Here is an 18,042-nt window from a genome sequence, read left to right as displayed (position 1 = left end):
GACGACCGCCCACCCTACCGGCCCGGGGCGGGGCGCGGGTCGGGCCGTCCCTGCGGTGCGTCCGGGGGCGGTTCGGGCAGCCGCCGGCCGAACCGGCCGTACGGCACCGAGCGCGGCTGCGGCACCAGGCCGAGGCCCAGCCCGAGTTCGCGGCCGAGCTCCCGGCCGAGCTCCCGGCCGACCTCCTCGCCCGGCCGGCGTCGGCCCCTCCCGACCTGGTCGAACGCCTGGCCGGGAACCGGTTCGGCCGCCACCGACGGGACTTCGGCGGACGGGGCCGGCGGCACGGGCTCGCCGCCCAGGAACCCGCCGCCGGGCCCGCCGCCATCGGGCTCGCCATCCAGGGGTTCGCTATTCAGGAGTTCGCTATTCAGGAGTTCGCTGTCCAGAGGCTCGCCGTCCAGCGGCTCGTCGTCCAGGGGCTCGCCGACCAGGGGCTCGGTGAGCAGCCCCAGCACCGTCACCGACTCCAGCGGCCGCCCGGCCAGCCCGGCCAGCAGCCGGGCGGTGTACAGGTTGTACTCGCAGATGATCCGGTGCGCGCCGACCAGGTCCCGCGCGCCGATGGCGTCGACCAGGTCGAGGTGGCGGTCCCAGCAGATCTCGGCCAGGACGGGCAGCTCCCGCAGGTAGGGCGCGGCGAACATCCACGACTGCACCCGCAGCCAGTCCAGGTAGTCGCCGATCCGGCGGTTGCCGATCAGCGCGGCGACCTCCTGCCAGAACCGGCGGTCGCAGCCCACCATCACGTCCAGGTTCCCGGCCCGGGCGGCCCGGACCGCCGCGTCGGCGCGGCGGCGCAACGAGGGCAGCCTGGCGAGGTCCGGCAGCGCCCGGCGGGCGGAGAACTGACGGTAGTAGCTGTCGGTGACCAGCACCCGGGACTCGAAGATCTCCAGGAAGTCGTCCCAGCCCAGCTCGGGCACGGTGAACCCGCGGTGGTGCTCGGCCCGCAGCAGGCCCTGCGCACCGAGGTCGACCAGCGCCTCGCGGGCCGGGGTCGCCGAGACTCCGTACAGCTCGGCGATCTCCTTGACGGTGAAGTTGCGGCCGGCCGCCAGCCGGCCGGCCATCATCTCCTCGCGCAGCGCACCGGCGATCTGCTCGCGCAGGCTGTTGCGCTGGATGACGGGACGGGTGTCGCCTGCGCCGTTGCCGGGCATGCGCGCAACCTCCTGGGGCGGGCTGATCAGGCCGCCCCTCGGCGGACCGGCCAACGAGCGGCGGGGAACACGACGAGTGCTCATCTTCTCAAACCCGCCCCGAGAAGGTACAAACCAACCCCCCGGAGGCCTCCGACACCCCCGGACTCCCCCCGCCAGGGCCGTGCCGGGCGGGGCCGGGCGGGGCGGGGCGGGGCCCGGGTCAGCGCTGGACCGGCGCCGGGATCCCCAGCAGGCGGTCCCGCAGCACCGGGAACTCCTCGCGGGCCCTGCCCACCTCGGCCGGATCGAACTCGACGGTCAGCACCTGCTCCTCCGTACCGGCCTCGGCCAGCACCCGGCCCCACGGGTCCACCACGATGCTGTGCCCGGCCTGCTCGACCCCGGCGTGCGTCCCGGCGGTGTTGCAGGCCAGCACGAACGCCTGCTCCTCCACCGCGCGCGCCCGCGCCAGCAGCGTCCAGTGCTCGCGCCGCCGGGCCGGCCAGGCCGCCGGAACCACCAGCAGCTGCGCGCCGGCGTCCAGCAGCGCCCGGAACAGCTCCGGGAAGCGCAGGTCGTAGCAGGTGGCCAGGCCCAGGGTGGCGAAGTCGGTGGCCGCGGTGACGATCTCCTGCCCGGCGCCCATCACCACCGCCTCGCCGCTGTCGAAACCGAAACGGTGGATCTTGCGGTAGGTGTGCACCAGCTCGCCGTCCGGGGCGAACAGCAGCGAGGTGTTGTAGATCGGCCCGTCCGGATCGCGCTCGACGATCGAACCGGCGTGCAGCCAGACCCCGGCCGCCCGCGCGGCCGCCGCCATCGCGTCCGACGTGGGCCCGTCCAGCGTCTCGGCGCCGTCCGACCACAGGTCGTAGGCGAAGCCGCCGAGCGGCCACAGCTCCGGCAGGACCACCAGGTCCGCACCCTGCTGCGCCCGGACCAGCGCGGCGGCCCGGGCCCGCCGTTCGGCGGGCGGCTCGGCGTCGGAGACCCCGAGTTGGATCAATGAAGCGCGCACAGTACCACCGTCCACGGCAAGAGACCTACGATCGTCACCCGAAAGCGCTGCCCAGCTGTCTCCCGGCAGCGTAACGTGCGGTTAGCTTGTGCGCCCGGAAGCCGGACCATCCCGGCCGACCGGGGAGGCCGGGCGCAGAGGGCAAGGAAGCTGACGGAGGGCCGGAGATTCCCGTGACGGACAACCAGACCGTGCAGGCTTACACGGAGGCGTGGGCCCAGAGCATCGAGTCCATATCGGAGCTGGTCGCCCCCCTCCCCGAGGGCTCCTGGAACCGGGCCACCGAATGCCCCGGCTGGTCGGTCCGGGACGTCGTCTCGCACATCATCGCGGTCGAGTCCGAACTCCTCGGCGACCCCCGCCCGATCCACTCCCTGCCACGTGACCTTCGCCACGTCACCACCGACTTCGCCCGCTACATCGAACTGCCGGTCGACAAGCGCCGCTGCCACACCGCGCTGGAGATGACCAGCGAGCTGGAGTACACGATCATCCGCCGCTCCCGGGCGCTGCGGAACGCCAAGCAGATGCCCCTGGAGCCGGTGCGCTGGCCGGGCGGCCCGAACAGCCGCGACGTGCCGTACCACGAGCTGCTGCGCCTGCGGGCCTTCGACGTCTGGGTGCACGAGCAGGACCTGCGCCGCGCCCTGGACGCCCCCGGCAACCTCGACTCCCCGGCCGCCCTGATCGCCCGGGACGTCCTGCTGGGACTGCTGCCCAAGGCCGTCGCCCACCAGGCCGGCGCCCCGGCCGGAACGGCCATGGTCCTGGACGTCACCGGCCGCGTGGAGTTCCTGCGCACCATCCGGGTCGACTCGACCGGCCGCGGCACCGTCGACGAGTCGATCAGCCTGGCCCCCGACGTCCAGCTCACCATGGACTGGGAGACCTACCTCCGGCTCGCCTGCGGCCGCGGCCGCCCCGGCCCGGTCACCATCGACGGCGACAAGGAACTCGCCGACCGCGTCCTGTCCGCCTTCGCGGTCACCATCTGACCCCAGCCACCCCACAGCGCACGCCACCCGGCGTACACGCACGAGTGCGCGCCGGGTCGGCACCACTCGTGCATCCATCCGTCAATCCAGCACCAACACCTCACCCGTTCGACCTCGTTGTTCCGGGCACTCCCGCCACCACCCGGAAGAAGGAGGGGCGTCCCCATGGACGACGAACAGCAGCAGATGACTCTGGTCCGGTCCAGCTTCCCGGTCACAGGCCAACCGATCAGAGTCGTGATGATCGACGGACAACCGTGGTTCGTCACAGCGGACGTGTGCACGATTCTCGATCGAGGCAGCGCAAGCCGCGCGAGCAAGACCGTGGATCCCAAGGACACTCGCACTGTCGATATGCGATCCGTATGCCTGACTAAAAGTCAGGCATACGGCGTTTCCGCAGGTGGGAAGCTGTACAACGGCGGAAATCCCTTCCTGAACCTCGTCAACGAGGCCGGCTTGTACAGCCTGCTGATGAGGTCCAACAATCGGTCATCCAAGCCGTTCAGGGACTGGGTCACCCGCGACCTCCTTCCCTCCGTCCGTCGCGGGGACACCGACATCCCCATCCAGCAGCGACGGATGGCGGAGACCCTGACCGAGGCGATCGGGCAGAACGTACGGATCGTCGCCGAGATCAACCACGAGGACTGGCCCGGCCTGACCGTCCACTCGGACGGGACGGTCCACTGCCAGCACGGCGAGATGGTCCTCCACCTGCCGAACCGCGAAGAGGACAGCGGACCACCGTTCGGCGCCTACTTCGCCTGCCCAGGCGAGGAACGGGTCGGAATCCGGGCCAGCCGGATCGTCCCCGGCTGCCCCAAACTGAAGCTGGTGGACCTGATCCGCATGCGGCGCGAAGCACTACCCAGGCCGGACCGTGAACCCGAGCCCGATCGCGGGCTCATGTACGCAGAAGTGAACGACGGCCACATTGGCCGCATCTACGGGACGCCGCCACAGCTCGCCGAACTGCTGCGTGAGTACCGGCGCTGAACCACCGATGCCGTATACCGGGGGCATGACGCTCGAGACCCTCGCTGAAAGCTAGGGTTACGAGGTTTTCGCAGGTCAGAAACCCTACGCCCCAGCCGCCGCAACCTTCCGGCGCAGGCGTAGGAACTCTCCGACCGCGTCCTGTCCGCCTTCGCGGTCACCATCTGACCCCGACCGCCCCACAGCGCACGCCACCCGGCGTACACGCACGAGTGCGCGCCGGGTCGGCACCACTCGTGCATCCATCCGTCAATCCAGCACCAACACCTCACCCGTTCGACCTCGTTGTTCCGGGCACTCCCGCCACCACCCGGAAGAAGGAGGGGCGTCCCCATGGACGACGAACAGCAGCAGATGGTCCTGGTCCGGTCGAGCTTCCCGGTCACCGGCCAACCCATCAGAGTCGTGATGATCGACAAACAACCGTGGTTCGTCACAGCGGACGTGTGCCGAATCCTGGGGCGAGGAAACCCGGCCTTCGCCGTCAAAGGGCTGGAACCCCACCAGCACCGCACCGTCGACCTGCGTTCGGTAACCATCAGCCGAGCTGATGGTTTGGCCATTTCCCCAGCTCAGAAAGCCTATCAACGAGGAAATCCATTGCTCGGCGTGGTGAGCGAGGCAGGGCTGTACACCCTTCTCATGAGGTCGGACAAGAAGTCCGCCCGGCCGTTCCGCGCGTGGGTCACTGAAGAACTTCTCCCCTCCGTCCGCCGCGGGGACACCGACATCCCCACCCAGCAGCGGCGAATGGCAGGGACTCTGACCGAGGCGATCGGACAACAGGTACGGATCGTCGCCGAGATCAACCACGAGGACTGGCCCGGCCTGACCGTCCACTCGGACGGGACGGTCCACTGCCAGCACGGCGAGATGGTCCTCCACCTGCCAAGCCGGGAAGAGGACAGCGGGCCGCCGTTCGGCGCCTACTTCGCCTGCCCGAGCGAGGAACGGGTCGGCATCCGGGCCAGCCGGATCGTCCCCGGCTGCCCCAAACTGAAGCTGGTAGACCTGATCCGCATGCGGCGCGAAGCCGCCGAGCAGCCGGCGCGACCGGGGGCGCATCCGGCTCGTACACCGATGATGCCGCCGGAGGGCACGGTGCTCTGTGTGATCGACCGGGTCCAGCTCTACGGACGGCCGCCGGAGGTCACCGAGGTGCTCCGGGGTATCGGGCTGTAATCGCGGGAGACCCTTGTTCTGAACAAGGGTTTCCCGCATCTTCGCAGTTCAGAGACCCTACGCCCCCGCCGCGACCTTGCGGCGCAGGCGCAGGATCATCGCCGTGCCGACTGCCAGCGGGACGTACTGCCAGCAGAACGCCCAGCGGAAGGCGTCGGCCGAGTAGGAGTCGGTGCCGGCCGGGGAGAGGCCGTCGAGGAGGACGCCGATGCCGAAGAGGGTGATCATCGTGCCGATGAAGCCGCCCATGTTGACGATTCCGGAGGCGGTGCCGAGGCGCTCCACCGGGTTGCGGGCGCGGGCGTAGTCGAGGCCGACCAGTGAGGCGGGGCCGTTGCTGCCCATCACCACGATGATGGCGGACAGCAGCCAGATCGGCGGGTGTCCGCCGGGCCAGGCCAGGACGAGCGCCCAGCCGAGGGCGGTGGCCGTGATGACGGTGAGGACGATCGGCATCCGCGCTCGCGCCGAGACGGAGAGCACCCGGCCGAACAGGAAGCCGAAGGCCATGTTGCTGAGCACCAGCAGGGTCAGCATTCCGCCGGCCGCGGCCCGGGAGAGGCCCTGCGCCTCCACCAGGTAGGGCAGGCCCCAGAGCAGGCCGAAGGCGTTGCCGGGGAACTGGGTGGTGAAGTGCACCCAGAGCCCGAGCCGGGTGCCCGGTTCGCGCCAGCACGCGCGGACCTGCCGGCCGACGTTCGGCCGCGGCGCGGGCGGGTGTTCGACCGGCCGTACGGCGGCGGCCGGGGCCTCCTTGAGGAAGAGCGCGACCAGCGCGAAGACCGCGACGCCGAGCAGGGCGATCGCGGTGAAGGTGGGTGTCCAGCCCTCGCGGTGCAGGGCCTGTGCGAGCACCACGGTGGTGATCAGGTTGCCGCCCATTCCGGCGAGGCCGGTGAGCTGGGCCACGAACGGGTTCCGGGCGGCGGGGAACCACCGGGCGGCGAGCCGCAGCACGCTGATGAAGGTCATCGCGTCGCCGCAGCCGAGCACCGCCCGGGAGGCCAGCGCGGGGGCGAAGGAGGAGCTGAACGCGAAGGCCAGTTGGCCGAAGCTCAGCAGGACGACGCCGATCAGCAGCACCCGGCGCGGCCCGATCCGGTCGACGAGCAGGCCGACCGGTATCTGCATGGCCGCGTAGACCAGCACCTGGAGGATCGAGAAGGTGGAGAGCGCGGAGGCGCCGATACCGAAGCGGTCGGCGGCGTCCAGTCCGGCCACGCCGAGGCTGGTGCGGTGGATCACCGCGAGGATGTAGACGCTGACGCCGATGGACCAGGCGAGCCAGGCCGCGCGCCCGCCGGGCGGGGACGGCGCGGGGGCTGCCGACGGTGCGGGGGCGGCCGACGGCGGCGAGTCGGCGGTTCGGGGAGCGGGGACGGACAGGGGTGCGGCTGAACGGGCGGGCTCCACGGTCATAGTGCGACCAGACTAGTCATCCCATGATGGGACGCCCAGTGCGGGGTGCGGTCGATCGTCCACGGACCGCGGATTCCACGGATTCCGCAGACCGGGCGTCAGCCGGTCACCGTCCAGGCCACCGACCGGGTCATGTAGCGGTCCCGGAAGGCCTCGTCCCGCACCCAGTCGGTGGTGTCCCGGACGGTCGCCGTGACGGTGGCCGTCCGGCCCGGGGCCAGGTTCAGCTGGTCGGTGTCGAGCCAGGTGCCGTCGGCGGCCTGCGGCGTCACCGCGACGCCGTCCACCTTCCATTCGACCTTCAGCTGTCGCGGGCCGGTCAGCGGCACCGGCCGGACGTTCAGCCGGGGGTGCCCGCTCACCTCGCCGGGCGGCGGCGACGGGGCGTCGGTGGGCCGGATCCTGCGGTACAGCTCCTCCATGATCGCTTCGCGCGACGGCAGGTTGTAGGCGCTGCCCAGGGTGCGCATCACCGAGTCGGGGGTGGGCCGGTAGAGGCCGTTGGCGCTGCGGTAGGCGCCGACCGTCCCGGCGCCGTCCGGGGACTGCGCGCCCAGCCAGCGCCACCACTTGGTCTGCTTCTTGCGCATGTCGTCGGCGTCGAGGGTGGCGAGGTTCGGGTACTCGGCGTCGTCCGGGGCGCTGTCGTACTCGTCGCCGAGGTCCCCCACGGTGTGCCCGATCTCGTGCTGGATGATCCGCCCGGCGTCCGGGCTGCCGCCGGCCAGGGTGGTCACCCCGGTGCCGCCGGCGCCGCCGTACTCGGTGGAGTTGGCCAGGGCTATCAGGTACTGCGGCCCGGAGCTGTCGCCCGCGTACCGGGCGGTGGCGGATTCGTCGGCGCAGAGCAGCCGGGCGGTTCCGTCGCACCAGAAGTGCATGCCGAGCGGGGTGGCGGGGTTGCGGCCGCGGCTCTCGGTCTCGGCTATCCCGGAGACCGGGGAGACCACTTCGACCCGCCGTATGTTGAAGAACCCCTGGTAGGTGCGGAACGGCTCGATGGCCATCAGCGCGTGCCAGGCCCGGTCGACCTGCTGTCGGAACAGGTCCTGTTCGGTGGCCGTGTAGCCGTCGCCGAGCAGGACCAGGGTGATCCGGTTGGCCGGGTCCCCGGTGCGGCGTATGTCGACGGTGGGGGCGGCCGTGACGGTCCGGCGGTCGGAGCGCTGTGCGCTGTGCGGCGGGACCGCCCGGTCGGCGGGGGCGCCCGGCCCGATCACGCCGAACGGCGAGGGGCCGACCAGTTCCAGGGCGGCGGGGAGTACGGCGGTGGACACCAGCACGAGCGCGGCCAGACTCCGAACGAGACGGCCAGGGTTGCCAGGTGGCATACGGGTGCGTCCTCGGGGTTCCGGTCACCCGGCGTAGCCCGGGTGGTGGAGCGAAGACGTACCCGGACGGGTGTGTCACCCCTACCGCGCGCCGAAAATGTCACCGACCTGGCCGAATGACCCTCACCTCACCAGTCATCCCAATGACTGGAATATGGCCGATGACAGGCCTCTCGTCAGCGCCTGCGGAGGTTCAGCACCAGGTGGGTGCCGAGCCCGAACAGCAGGCCCCAGAAGGCCGAGCCGATCCCGAACAGGCTCATCCCCGAGGCGCTGGCCAGGAAGGTCACCACCGCCGCGTCCCGCCCCCGCTCGTCCGCCACCGCCGCCGCCAGGCTGCCCTGCAGCGAGGCCAGCAGGGCGACCCCGGCGATCACCGCGATCAGTTCCTTCGGCAGGCCGGTGAACAGGCTCACCAGCACCCCGCCGAAGCTGCCCACCAGCACGTACAGCACGCCCGAGGACATCCCCGCGACGTAGCGGCGGCGCGGGTCGGGGTGGCTCTCCGGGCCGGAGCAGATCGCCGCCGTGATCGCCGCCAGGTTCACCCCCGGCGAGCCGAACGGCGCCAGCAGCAGCGACACCACACCGGTCGACCCGATCAGCAGCCGGTCGTCCGGCCGGTAGCCGAAGGCCCGCATCACCCCGAGGCCCGGTGCGTTCTGCGAGGCCAGCACCACGATCGTGAGCGGCAGCGCCAGCCCCACCGTGGCCGCCCAGGAGAACCCCGGCACGGTGAACACCGGCCGGGTCGGCCCGCCCGCGCCCAGGTGCAGCGGGAGTCCGACGGTCAGCGCCGCCAGCACCCCGCCCACCAGCAGCGCCACCGGGACGGCGTACCGCGGGGCCAGCCGCTTGGCCAGCAGGAAGGCCGCGAGGCTGCCCACCACCAGCACCGGCGCGCCGTGCACGGCGCCGAAGATCCCGGCGCCGAAGGAGAACAGGATGCCCGCCAGCATCGCGTTGACGATCCCGGCCGGCACCGCCGCGATCAGCCGGCCGAACCAGCCGGTCACCCCGAAGAGCGTCACCACCACCGCGCTCACCAGGAACGCCCCCACCGCCTCCCGGTACGGGTACGCGCCCAGGCTGGTCACCAGCAGCGCGGCGCCCGGGGTGGACCAGGCGGTGATCACCGGGGTCCTGGTCCACCAGCTCAGCGCGAAGCCGCTCAGCCCGCTGCCGATGGCCACCGCCCAGATCCAGGACGCCGTGTGCGCCGCGTCCAGCCGTCCGGCGGCCGCCGCCGCGAGCACCACCACCAGCGGCCCCGAGAACGACACCGCGATGCAGACCAGCCCCGCCAGCAGCGCCGGCCCCGACACGTCCCGTCGCAGCGACCGGCGCTCCTCGCCCCCGTCCGGCACCGTCTCCGGTCGGACCGTCAGCTCTTCAGTCATGCCGGAAGTATCCCGAACGCCGCGCCGGGCCCCGGAAAAGTCTTTGAAACCACCTGCAACCCCCGGCGAGGATGCACGTCTGTACGGATGAAGGCACGGAGAGCGCGTCCGTCATCGGCTGGTCCTGATCGCCGTCCGCCGGCCTCGCTCCCAGCGCCGGCCGACGGGCGGGCAGAAGCGGAGGGGCCTTCCCCCACACGGCGGTGTGGGGGAAGGCCCCTTCGCGGCTTCCCGTTCGTGACGTCCCGGGCCGTCAGCCCCAGGTGATCAGGCGCTTCGGGCGCTCCAGCAGCGCGGCCACGTCGGCCAGCACCTTGGAGCCCAGCTCCCCGTCCACCAGGCGGTGGTCGAAGGAGAGCGCCAGCGTGGTCACCTGACGCGGGACGACCTTGCCCTTGTGCACCCACGGCATGTCCCGGATCGTGCCGACGGCGAGGATCGCGGCCTCGCCGGGGTTGAGGATCGGGGTGCCGGTGTCGACGCCGAAGACGCCGACGTTGGTGATGGTGATGGTCCCGCCCTGCATGTCGCCCGGCGAGGTCTTGCCCTGGCGGGCGGTGTCGATCAGCTCGCCCAGCGAGACGGCGAGGCCCGTGAGGGTCTTGCCGCCGGCGTCCTTGATGTTGGGGACGATCAGGCCGCGCGGGGTGGCCGCGGCGATGCCGAGGTTCACCTGGCCCTTGATGACGATCTCCTGGGCCGCCTCGTCCCACTGCGCGTTGATCTCGGGGTGCCGCTTGACCGCGGTGAGCAGCGCCTTGGCGACCAGCAGCAGCGGGCTGATCCGGACGTCCCGGCCCAACTCGCCGCTCTCCTTGAGCCGGCGGACGAACTTCATCGTGCGGGTCACGTCGACCTGGACGAACTCGGTGACGTGCGGGGCGGTGAAGGCCGAGGCCACCATCGCCTGCGCGGTCGCCTTGCGGACGCCCTTGATCGGCACCCGGACGTCGCCCGTCACGGTGACCGGCACCGGCACCGCAGCACCGACCGGCCCGGCCTCGACGGGCGCCGCCGCCGGGGCGGCCTGCGCGGTGGCCTGCGCGGTGGCCAGGGCCGACGCGTGGGCGTGCACGTCCTCGCGGGTGATCACACCGTCCCGGCCGGTCGGGACGACCGCGCGCAGGTCGATGCCGAGGTCCTTGGCCAGCTTGCGCACCGGCGGCTTGGCCAACGGCCGCTCCCCGGCGGGCTGTTCGGCCAGGACGGGCGAGGCGGGCACGGCCGGTGCGGCCGGTGCCGGAGCGGCCGGCACGACGGAAGCGGCCGGCACGACGGGCGCGGCCGGAGCCGGCGTCGCGGTGACGGTCGTCGTGGTCGTGCGCCGGGCCCGGCGCTGGGCGGTGCCGGTGCGCGGGCCGTAGCCCACCAGCACCTCGCGCCGCTCGGGCTCGGCCGGTTCGGCCGGCACGGCGGCGGCGACGGACGCAACAGCAGCAGCAGGAGCGGCAGGAGCCGCGGCCCCGGCCTCCCCGGCGACCGCGACCGAGATGATCACGGTGCCGACGTCGACCGTCGCGCCCGCGGGGAAGAAGAGCTGCTCGACGACCCCGTTGAACGGGATCGGCAGCTCCACCGCCGCCTTGGCGGTCTCCACCTCGCACACGACCTGCCCGTCGGTGACGGTGTCACCGGGCTTGACGTACCAGCTGAGGATTTCGGCCTCGGTCAGGCCCTCGCCCACATCGGGCATCTTGAACTCGCGGAGCGAGCGAACTTCGGTGGTCATCTTCGCTCCCCCGGATCAGTACGCGAGTGCGCGGTCGACGGCGTCGAGCACGCGGTCCAGGTCGGGGAGGAAGGCCTCCTCGACGCGGGACGGCGGATACGGCGCGTGGTAGCCGCCGACCCGCAGGACGGGCGCCTCCAGGTGGTAGAAGCACCGTTCGGTGAGCCGGGCGGCCAGTTCGGCGCCCATGCCCAGGAAGACCGGCGCCTCGTGCACCACGACGGCCCGACCGGTGCGCTTGACCGACTCCTCCAGGGTGGTGAAGTCCACCGGGGAGAGCGAGCGCAGGTCGACGACCTCCAGGCGGCGGCCGTCCTCCTCGGCGGCCGCGGCGGCCTCCAGGCAGACCTTGACCATCGGGCCGTAGGCGAGCAGCGTGGCGTCGGTGCCGGAGCGCACGATCCGGGCGTCGTGCAGTCCGAGGTCGGCGGCGTCGCCGACCTCGCCCTTGTCCCAGTACCGGCGCTTGGGCTCCAGGAAGACCACCGGGTCGTCCGAGGCGATGGCCTGCCGCAGCATCCAGTGCGCGTCGTGCGCGTTGGACGGGCTGACCACGCGCAGGCCCGCGGTGTGCGCGAAGTACGCCTCGTGCGACTCGCTGTGGTGCTCGACCGCGCCGATGCCGCCCGCGAAGGGGATGCGGATGGTGACCGGGAGCTTGATGTTCCCGAGCGCGCGGGCGTGCATCTTGGCCAGCTGGGAGACGATCTGGTCGAAGGCCGGGTAGACGAAGCCGTCGAACTGGATCTCCACCACCGGGCGGTAGCCGCGCAGCGCCAGGCCGATCGCGGTGCCGACGATGCCGGACTCGGCGAGCGGGGTGTCGATCACCCGTCCCTCGCCGAAGTCCTTCTGCAGGCCGTCGGTGATCCGGAAGACGCCGCCGAGCTTGCCGATGTCCTCGCCCATCAGGACGGTCTTCGGGTCGCTCTCCAGCGACTTGCGCAGCGCGCCGTTGAGCGCCTTGGCAATGCTGAGCTGACCGGCCATCAGTGGTTCTCCCCCGCCTCGAAGGAGGCCGCGTACTGGACGTACTCGGCCCGTTCCTCATCGACCAGCGCGTGCGGCTCGCTGTACACGTGGTCGAAGATCAGGGTCGGGTCCGGGTCGGGCATGCCGCGCACGCCCTCGCGCACCCGCAGCCCCAGCCGCTCGCTCTCGGCGTCGATCGCGGTGAAGAACTCCTCGTCGGCCAGGCCCTCCCTCTCCAGGAGGGCGCGGAGCCGGGCGATCGGGTCCTTGGCCTTCCAGGCCTCGGTCTCCTCGGTGGGCCGGTAGCGGGTGGGGTCGTCGGAGGTGGTGTGCGCGCCCATCCGGTAGGTGAACGCCTCGATCAGCACCGGGCCGTTGCCGCTGCGGGCGTGGTCGAGCGCCCAGCGGGTGACGGCCAGGCAGGCCAGCACGTCGTTGCCGTCGACCCGGACGCCGGGGAAGCCGAAGCCGGAGGCGCGGCGGTACAGCGGGATCTTGGTCTGGGTGGTGGTGGGCTCGGAGATCGCCCACTGGTTGTTCTGGCAGAAGAACACGACGGGCGCGTTGTAGACCGAGGCGAAGGTGAAGGCCTCGTTGACGTCGCCCTGGCTGGAGGCGCCGTCGCCGAAGTAGGCGATGACCGCGTCGTCGGCGCCGTCCTTGCTGATGCCCATCGCGTAGCCGGTGGCGTGCAGGGCCTGCGCGCCGATCACGATGGTGTACAGGTGGAAGTTCTTCTCGTTCGGGTCCCAGCCGCCGTGGTTCACGCCGCGGAACATGCCGAGCAGGTTGAGCGGGTCGACGTCGCGGCACCAGGCGACACCGTGCTCGCGGTAGGTGGGGAAGGCGTAGTCGCCGGTGCGCATGGCGCGGCCGGAGCCGACCTGGGCGGCCTCCTGGCCGAGCAGCGAGGCCCACAGGCCCAGCTCGCCCTGGCGCTGGAGTGCGGTGGCCTCGCCGTCGAACCGGCGGACCAGCACCAGGTCGCGGTAGAGGGCGCGCAGCTCCTCCGGGGTGGTGGTGAGCGGGTAGTCCGGGTGCTCGACCCGCTCGCCTTCCGGGGTGAGCAGCTGTACGAGCTCCGGCTGGGCGTCCTTCCCCGTGGCGCGGAGGGTGTCAGGGACGCCGGGGGCCGCCTTCTTGCGGGCCCTCGCCGTGCTTTTGACGGTCACGTTCACTCCTCGGTCTGTCCGGCCGCCCGGGGTCGCCGGTGACCGGTCCGGTCACCGCCTCGCGGGGCGCGCGTGGGTGTGCGCTCCTACTGCGGGGCAGGTGGTGATCCTGTTCCGACGGCGTCCCTCACGAGAACGTTACCCAGCGTCCGCCCTTGGCGCGCTTGCGCTAGGACGTCCTACTTGTTCAGGGCCTACAACCCCGAGGGTGCCGCGGGCAGCGCGCCGTCGGAAGGGTGGGGGTGACGGACCGCGTGACGCAGCTCTCAATTCGGGCGCCTTCAGGACACCAGCGCACGTTATCCGGGCGCGGGCCCGTACGTAAGGGGGTTCTCGGTATCGGTTTCGGACCGCCCCGGTCGGACCACCTGGCTGCGGCACCAGGGACGATAGGTCTTCCGTACGGTGATATGGGAGGCTTTGGACGTGACTGATAACGGACAAATCAGGGTGTTCCTGCTCGACGATCACGAGGTTGTCCGGCGGGGCGTGCACGATCTGCTCTCGGTCGAGGACGACATCGAGGTGGTCGGCGAGGCCGGCACCGCCGCCGAGGCGCTCACCCGGATCCCGGCGGTCCACCCCGATGTCGCGGTGCTCGACGTCCGGCTGCCGGACGGCAACGGGGTCGAGGTCTGCCGGGAGATCCGGTCCCGGATGCCGGAGATCAAGTGCCTGATGCTGACCTCGTTCTCGGACGACGAGGCGCTGTTCGACTCGATCATGGCGGGCGCGTCCGGCTACGTCCTGAAGGCGATCCGCGGCACCGACCTGATCACCGCCGTCCGGGACGTCGCGGCCGGCAAGTCGCTGCTCGACCAGGTCGCCACCAGCCGGGTGCTGGCCCGGCTGCGCGACGGCGGCGAGAAGGAGGACGAGCGGCTGGCGCAACTCACCAAGCAGGAGCGCCGGATCCTCGATCTGATCGGCGAGGGGATGACCAACCGTCAGATCGGCAACGAGTTGCACCTGGCCGAGAAGACGGTGAAGAACTACGTCTCCAGTCTGCTCGCCAAGATGGGCATGGAGCGACGCACCCAGGCAGCGGCCTTCGTGGCACGGCACCAGGCGGACCAGCAGCACTGATCAGAACAGCGATCACAGAACTGACGACTTGTCAAGGGCCCCCGCACGGGGGCCCTAACCTCTGGCTGTGACTTTCAGCCAGACCCTCTCCTGTTCCCCGGCCCGCCCCGACCTCTCCGCGCCGCCGATAGGGACCCTCAGTCCGCCCGTCCCGCGCGCCGCACTCGCCGAGGTCCTGGGCCGCTACCGGGTGGGGGGGCTGCTGACCGCCGAACCGGTCGCCGAAGGCCTGCTGAACCGCGGTTACCGGGTCACCACCGAGACCGGCGCGTACTTCCTGAAGTGCTACGTCGACGCCGCCACCGCCAGCCGCCCGAAGATCGTCGCCCACCACCGGGCGATGGCCGGGCTCCAGGCCCTCGGACTGCCCGTCGCACCCCCGCTGACCTGCGCCGAACGAGCCGGCACGGTGGCCGGCTACGGCGGCCGGCTGTTCGCGCTGTTCCCCTGGGTGGATGGCCGACACCGGCACGGTACCGACCTCTCCCCGCCGCAGTGCGACGCGCTCGGCGCGCTGCTCGGCCGACTGCACGGCGCGCTCGACGACGTGTGCGCCCCCTTCGAACAGCCCCCCGGCTACCGCACCGCCGACCCCCTCGACAGCGCCGACCTCGCCCGCGACCTGCGGCGCCACGCCCGCGACCACCGCCCGTACGGCGACCTGGACGCGCTGGTCGAACGGCGGCTCACCGAACGGCTGGAACTGCTCGCCGAACACGCCCACCGCCGCCCCGCCCCGCAGACCGCCCCGCCCACCGGCTGGACCCACGGCGACTTCCACGGACTCAACCTGCTGTACGGCGACGGCCCCGACGGCGGCCCGGTCGCGGCCGTCCTGGACTGGGACAAGCTCGGCCCGCAGCCGCGCGCCGAGGAGGCCGTCCGCGCCGCCACGCTGCTCTTCAACGACCGGGCGTCCGGCACCCTCGACCTGGTGCGGGTCCGCCACTACTCGCAGTCCTACCGGGCCACCGGGGCCGCCACCGCCGAACACCTGGCCGCCGCCGTCCACCGGGTCTGGTGGGAGCGGCTGAACGACTTCTGGATGCTCCAGTGGCGCTACCAGCGGGCCGACCACCGGGCCGACCCGCTCTACCCCGCCTCGGCCGGCCAGTTGACGTGGTGGTGCCAGGAGTACGAACAGGTCCTGGACGCCTTCGCCAACTGACCGGTGTCAGCCCGGCCCGATCAGGGCGTCGCCGGCGGCTGGGTCGCCGGCGGCTGGGTGGCCGGCGGGTTCGACTTGGTCGCCGGCGGCTGCGTGGCCGCCCCCGTGCTGCCGCCACTTCCCGTGCTCGGGGTGGTCGGCGCCGTGCTGGGCGTGCCGGGCGCCGTGGTGGGGGGCGGAGTGTGGCTGGGGGTCTGGCTGGGCGACGGGGTCGTCGAGTGCTTGCCCGAACCCGGCGACGGCGACATGTTGTTGTTGCCGTTGTTGTTGCCGCCGTTGTTGTTGCCGTTGTTGTTGCCGCCGTTGTTGTAGCTGCCGCCGTTGCTGCCGTTCTCGGTCGGCTGCGTCGGGCGCCGGCTGCCGGTGTTGGACGCGGGCGGGCTCTGCGAGCCGCTCTGGGGCGGCGTGCTGGGCTCGGTCGTGCTGACCGCCGGGAGCGGCGTCGGCGGCACGATGTGCGAGTTCCCGGGTTCGTTGCCGCTGAACGCGAACGCCATGCCGACCCCGGCCGCGAGCAGCACGGCCACGGCGCCGGCCACCCAGGCCCACGGCCCGCGCCGACGGCCGGAGTCGCCGTCGTCGTCGCCACCGTAGGGGCCGCCGGCCCCCGGGTAGGGCGTCGACGGGGTGTGCGGGCCGCCCGGGCCCCCCATCCCCTGGTAGGGCAGCACCGAGGTCTGGTCGCCGGGGCCGATCGCGCCGAAGGCCGCGGTGGCCGCGGTCTGGTCGGGCCGGATCACCTGGGTGGCGTCGGTGTTCCCCTGCCCCGCGGCGGCCAGCCCGGCCGTCGCGCCGGCCCAGCCCGCGCCGCCCGCGCCGTGCATCTCGCGCAGCGCGTGCTGGAGGTGCGCGCGGAACTCGTCGGCGTCCTGGAAGCGGTCGTCCGGGTTCTTGGCCAGCGAGCGCAGCACCAGCTGGTCCAGCCCGACCGGCACCCGGCCGTTGGCCTGCGAGGGCGGCACCGGCATGTCCTGGACGTGCTGGTAGACCACCGAGAGCGGGGTGTCGCCGGTGAACGGCGGGCGCAGCGCCAGCAGTTCGTACAGCATGCAGCCGGCCGCGTACAGGTCGGAGCGGTGGTCGACGGGCTTGCCGAGGGCCTGCTCGGGCGAGAGGTACTGCGGGGTGCCCATGACCATGCCGGTCTGGGTCATGGTGCTGGCCGTGCCGGTCAGCGCCCGGGCGATGCCGAAGTCCATCACCTTGACGGCGCCCGCGGTCGTGATGATCACGTTGGCGGGCTTGATGTCCCGGTGGACGATGCCGTTGCGGTGGCTGTAGGCCAGCGCCTCCAGCACCCCGGCGATGATGATCAGCGCCTGGTCGACCGGCGGCGCGTCCTCGTCCACCAGCAGCTCGCGGACGGTCCGGCCCTCGACCAGCTCCATCACGATGTACGGCGTGGACTCGTCCCCGGCGTACTCCTCGCCGGTGTCGTAGACCGCGACGATCGAGTGGTGGTTGAGCCCCGCGACGGCGTGTGCCTCGCGGGTGAACCGCAGCCGGGCGATGTCGTCCTGGGCCAGCTCGCCGCGGAGCAGCTTGACCGCGACCGTCCGGCCCAGCCGTACGTCCTCGGCCGCGAACACCTCGGCCATGCCGCCGCGGCCGAGCCGGTAGGTCAGCCGGTAGCGGCCGTCGCCGACCGTGCCCAGCGGCGCGGCCATGCCGCGGCCGGGGGTCTGCGGGCCGCCGGGCCCGACCGGGGGAAACGCGCTGGTCGCGGCGTCGTTGCCGGGTCCGGGCATCCTCGGCGTCCCGCCGGTCCGGCCGTCAGCTCCGGCACCCGTTCCGTCATCCGGCTGCTGCGTCTGTGCCATCGCTCCTCGCCCCGGGCGTTCGCTCGGATCGCGGTGCCCTGTCGCTTCGTATCCCCGAACGCTACCGCCTCCGACGCGGGCCCGTGGCACGCCCGAACCGGCCGGAAAGCGTCAGAGCAGGCCATTCCGGTCGACCGGAAGGTCAACCACCAGCACCACTGCGGGCCGCTCACCGGCGGTGTGCCCGGTCTTGGTCTTCGTCTTGTTGTCCTGTGCCTTGTTGACCACGATCGCGATGATGATGCCGGCCAGCACGAGCACGCCGACGATGATCGCGATGACGACCACGGCCGTCGAGCAGCCGCCGCCGCTGGGCGCCTTCGGCTGCTGGTACGGCGGCATCGGCTGCGGCGGCGGGGTGTGCGCCCGCTGCGGCGGGGCCTGCTGCAGGTACTGGGGGTGCGGCGTGTGCGGCCCCTGCGGACGCGGCGGCTGGAAGGCCGGCGGCGGGGTCCGGTACTGCGGCTGCTGCGGCGGCGGAGGCTGCTGGAGGTACTGGGGGTGCGGGGTCTGCGGCCCCTGCGGACGCGGCGGCTGGAAGGCCGGCGGCGGGGTCCGGTACTGCGGCTGCTGCGGCGGCGGAGGCTGCTGGAGGTACTGGGGGTG

14 protein-coding genes and 1 pseudogene are annotated in these 18,042 nt (G+C 72.2%); 5 read left to right on the top strand and 10 right to left on the bottom strand.

Annotated features, from left to right (window positions below; all coding sequences use genetic code 11):
- Positions 1–14: 14 nt before the first annotated feature.
- Positions 15–1,163, bottom strand: a complete 1,149-nt coding sequence (locus ACFWPI_RS09665; RefSeq protein ID WP_380369794.1) for a GntR family transcriptional regulator — start codon at positions 1,161–1,163, stop codon at positions 15–17.
- A gap of 202 nt (positions 1,164–1,365) precedes the next feature.
- A complete protein-coding gene (locus tag ACFWPI_RS09660; protein WP_380369791.1) occupies positions 1,366–2,163 on the bottom strand; it encodes a carbon-nitrogen family hydrolase in 798 nt (265 codons plus the stop codon).
- Positions 2,164–2,336: 173 nt separating this feature from the next.
- Between ACFWPI_RS09660 and ACFWPI_RS09655 the strand changes: the two genes are divergently transcribed.
- From ACFWPI_RS09655 to ACFWPI_RS09645, 3 genes are all read left to right on the top strand, one after another.
- Positions 2,337–3,158 (top strand): maleylpyruvate isomerase family mycothiol-dependent enzyme, encoded by an 822-nt coding sequence (locus ACFWPI_RS09655; RefSeq protein WP_380369788.1) that lies wholly within the window; start codon positions 2,337–2,339, stop codon positions 3,156–3,158.
- Positions 3,159–3,323: 165 nt separating this feature from the next.
- Positions 3,324–4,157, top strand: a complete 834-nt coding sequence (locus ACFWPI_RS09650; protein WP_380369785.1) for a Bro-N domain-containing protein — start codon at positions 3,324–3,326, stop codon at positions 4,155–4,157.
- 333 nt (positions 4,158–4,490) lie between these two features.
- A complete protein-coding gene (locus tag ACFWPI_RS09645; protein ID WP_380369782.1) occupies positions 4,491–5,339 on the top strand; it encodes a Bro-N domain-containing protein in 849 nt (282 codons plus the stop codon).
- A 57-nt stretch (positions 5,340–5,396) separates the two neighbouring features.
- On the opposite strand, the gene ACFWPI_RS09640 is transcribed toward ACFWPI_RS09645, so the two are convergent.
- The 6 genes from ACFWPI_RS09640 to pdhA all read right to left on the bottom strand — a co-directional run bounded on the left by ACFWPI_RS09640 (position 5,397) and on the right by pdhA (position 13,362).
- Entirely contained in the window at positions 5,397–6,758 is a 1,362-nt protein-coding gene (locus ACFWPI_RS09640; RefSeq protein ID WP_079135739.1) for a nitrate/nitrite transporter, read from the bottom strand.
- A 98-nt stretch (positions 6,759–6,856) separates the two neighbouring features.
- Positions 6,857–8,035, bottom strand: coding sequence for a M64 family metallopeptidase (locus ACFWPI_RS09635; RefSeq protein WP_380369776.1), 1,179 nt, complete (start codon positions 8,033–8,035; stop codon positions 6,857–6,859).
- Positions 8,036–8,265: 230 nt separating this feature from the next.
- Positions 8,266–9,489, bottom strand: a complete 1,224-nt coding sequence (locus ACFWPI_RS09630) for a benzoate/H(+) symporter BenE family transporter (protein WP_380369773.1) — start codon at positions 9,487–9,489, stop codon at positions 8,266–8,268.
- A 253-nt stretch (positions 9,490–9,742) separates the two neighbouring features.
- The gene (locus ACFWPI_RS09625; RefSeq protein ID WP_380369770.1) at positions 9,743–11,218 is read right to left on the bottom strand and encodes a dihydrolipoamide acetyltransferase family protein; all 1,476 of its coding nucleotides are present in this window, start codon (positions 11,216–11,218) and stop codon (positions 9,743–9,745) included.
- A 15-nt stretch (positions 11,219–11,233) separates the two neighbouring features.
- The gene (locus ACFWPI_RS09620) at positions 11,234–12,208 is read right to left on the bottom strand and encodes an alpha-ketoacid dehydrogenase subunit beta (protein WP_063348502.1); all 975 of its coding nucleotides are present in this window, start codon (positions 12,206–12,208) and stop codon (positions 11,234–11,236) included.
- Positions 12,208–13,362, bottom strand: a complete 1,155-nt coding sequence (gene pdhA, locus ACFWPI_RS09615; RefSeq protein WP_380369767.1) for a pyruvate dehydrogenase (acetyl-transferring) E1 component subunit alpha — start codon at positions 13,360–13,362, stop codon at positions 12,208–12,210. Before pdhA ends, ACFWPI_RS09620 begins: the two co-directional genes overlap by 1 nt.
- A gap of 426 nt (positions 13,363–13,788) precedes the next feature.
- On the opposite strand from pdhA, the gene ACFWPI_RS09610 reads away from it, so the two are divergent.
- A complete protein-coding gene (locus tag ACFWPI_RS09610) occupies positions 13,789–14,448 on the top strand; it encodes a response regulator transcription factor (protein WP_063348500.1) in 660 nt (219 codons plus the stop codon).
- 67 nt (positions 14,449–14,515) lie between these two features.
- The gene (locus ACFWPI_RS09605; protein ID WP_079135737.1) at positions 14,516–15,616 is read left to right on the top strand and encodes a phosphotransferase; all 1,101 of its coding nucleotides are present in this window, start codon (positions 14,516–14,518) and stop codon (positions 15,614–15,616) included.
- 20 nt (positions 15,617–15,636) lie between these two features.
- Here the strand turns inward: ACFWPI_RS09605 and ACFWPI_RS09600 are convergent, their stop codons facing one another.
- Both ACFWPI_RS09600 and ACFWPI_RS09595 read right to left on the bottom strand, forming a co-directional pair.
- Positions 15,637–17,283, bottom strand: coding sequence for a protein kinase (locus ACFWPI_RS09600; RefSeq protein WP_380424715.1), 1,647 nt, complete (start codon positions 17,281–17,283; stop codon positions 15,637–15,639).
- A gap of 264 nt (positions 17,284–17,547) precedes the next feature.
- Positions 17,548–18,042, bottom strand: a pseudogene (locus ACFWPI_RS09595) (hypothetical protein); the annotation flags it as partial.

The organism is Kitasatospora sp. NPDC058492, from assembly GCF_042720685.1.
GTDB lineage: Bacteria > Actinomycetota > Actinomycetes > Streptomycetales > Streptomycetaceae > Kitasatospora.
Note: the sequence above shows the minus strand (reverse complement) of the source record. Positions and strands in the feature narration are given on the sequence as shown.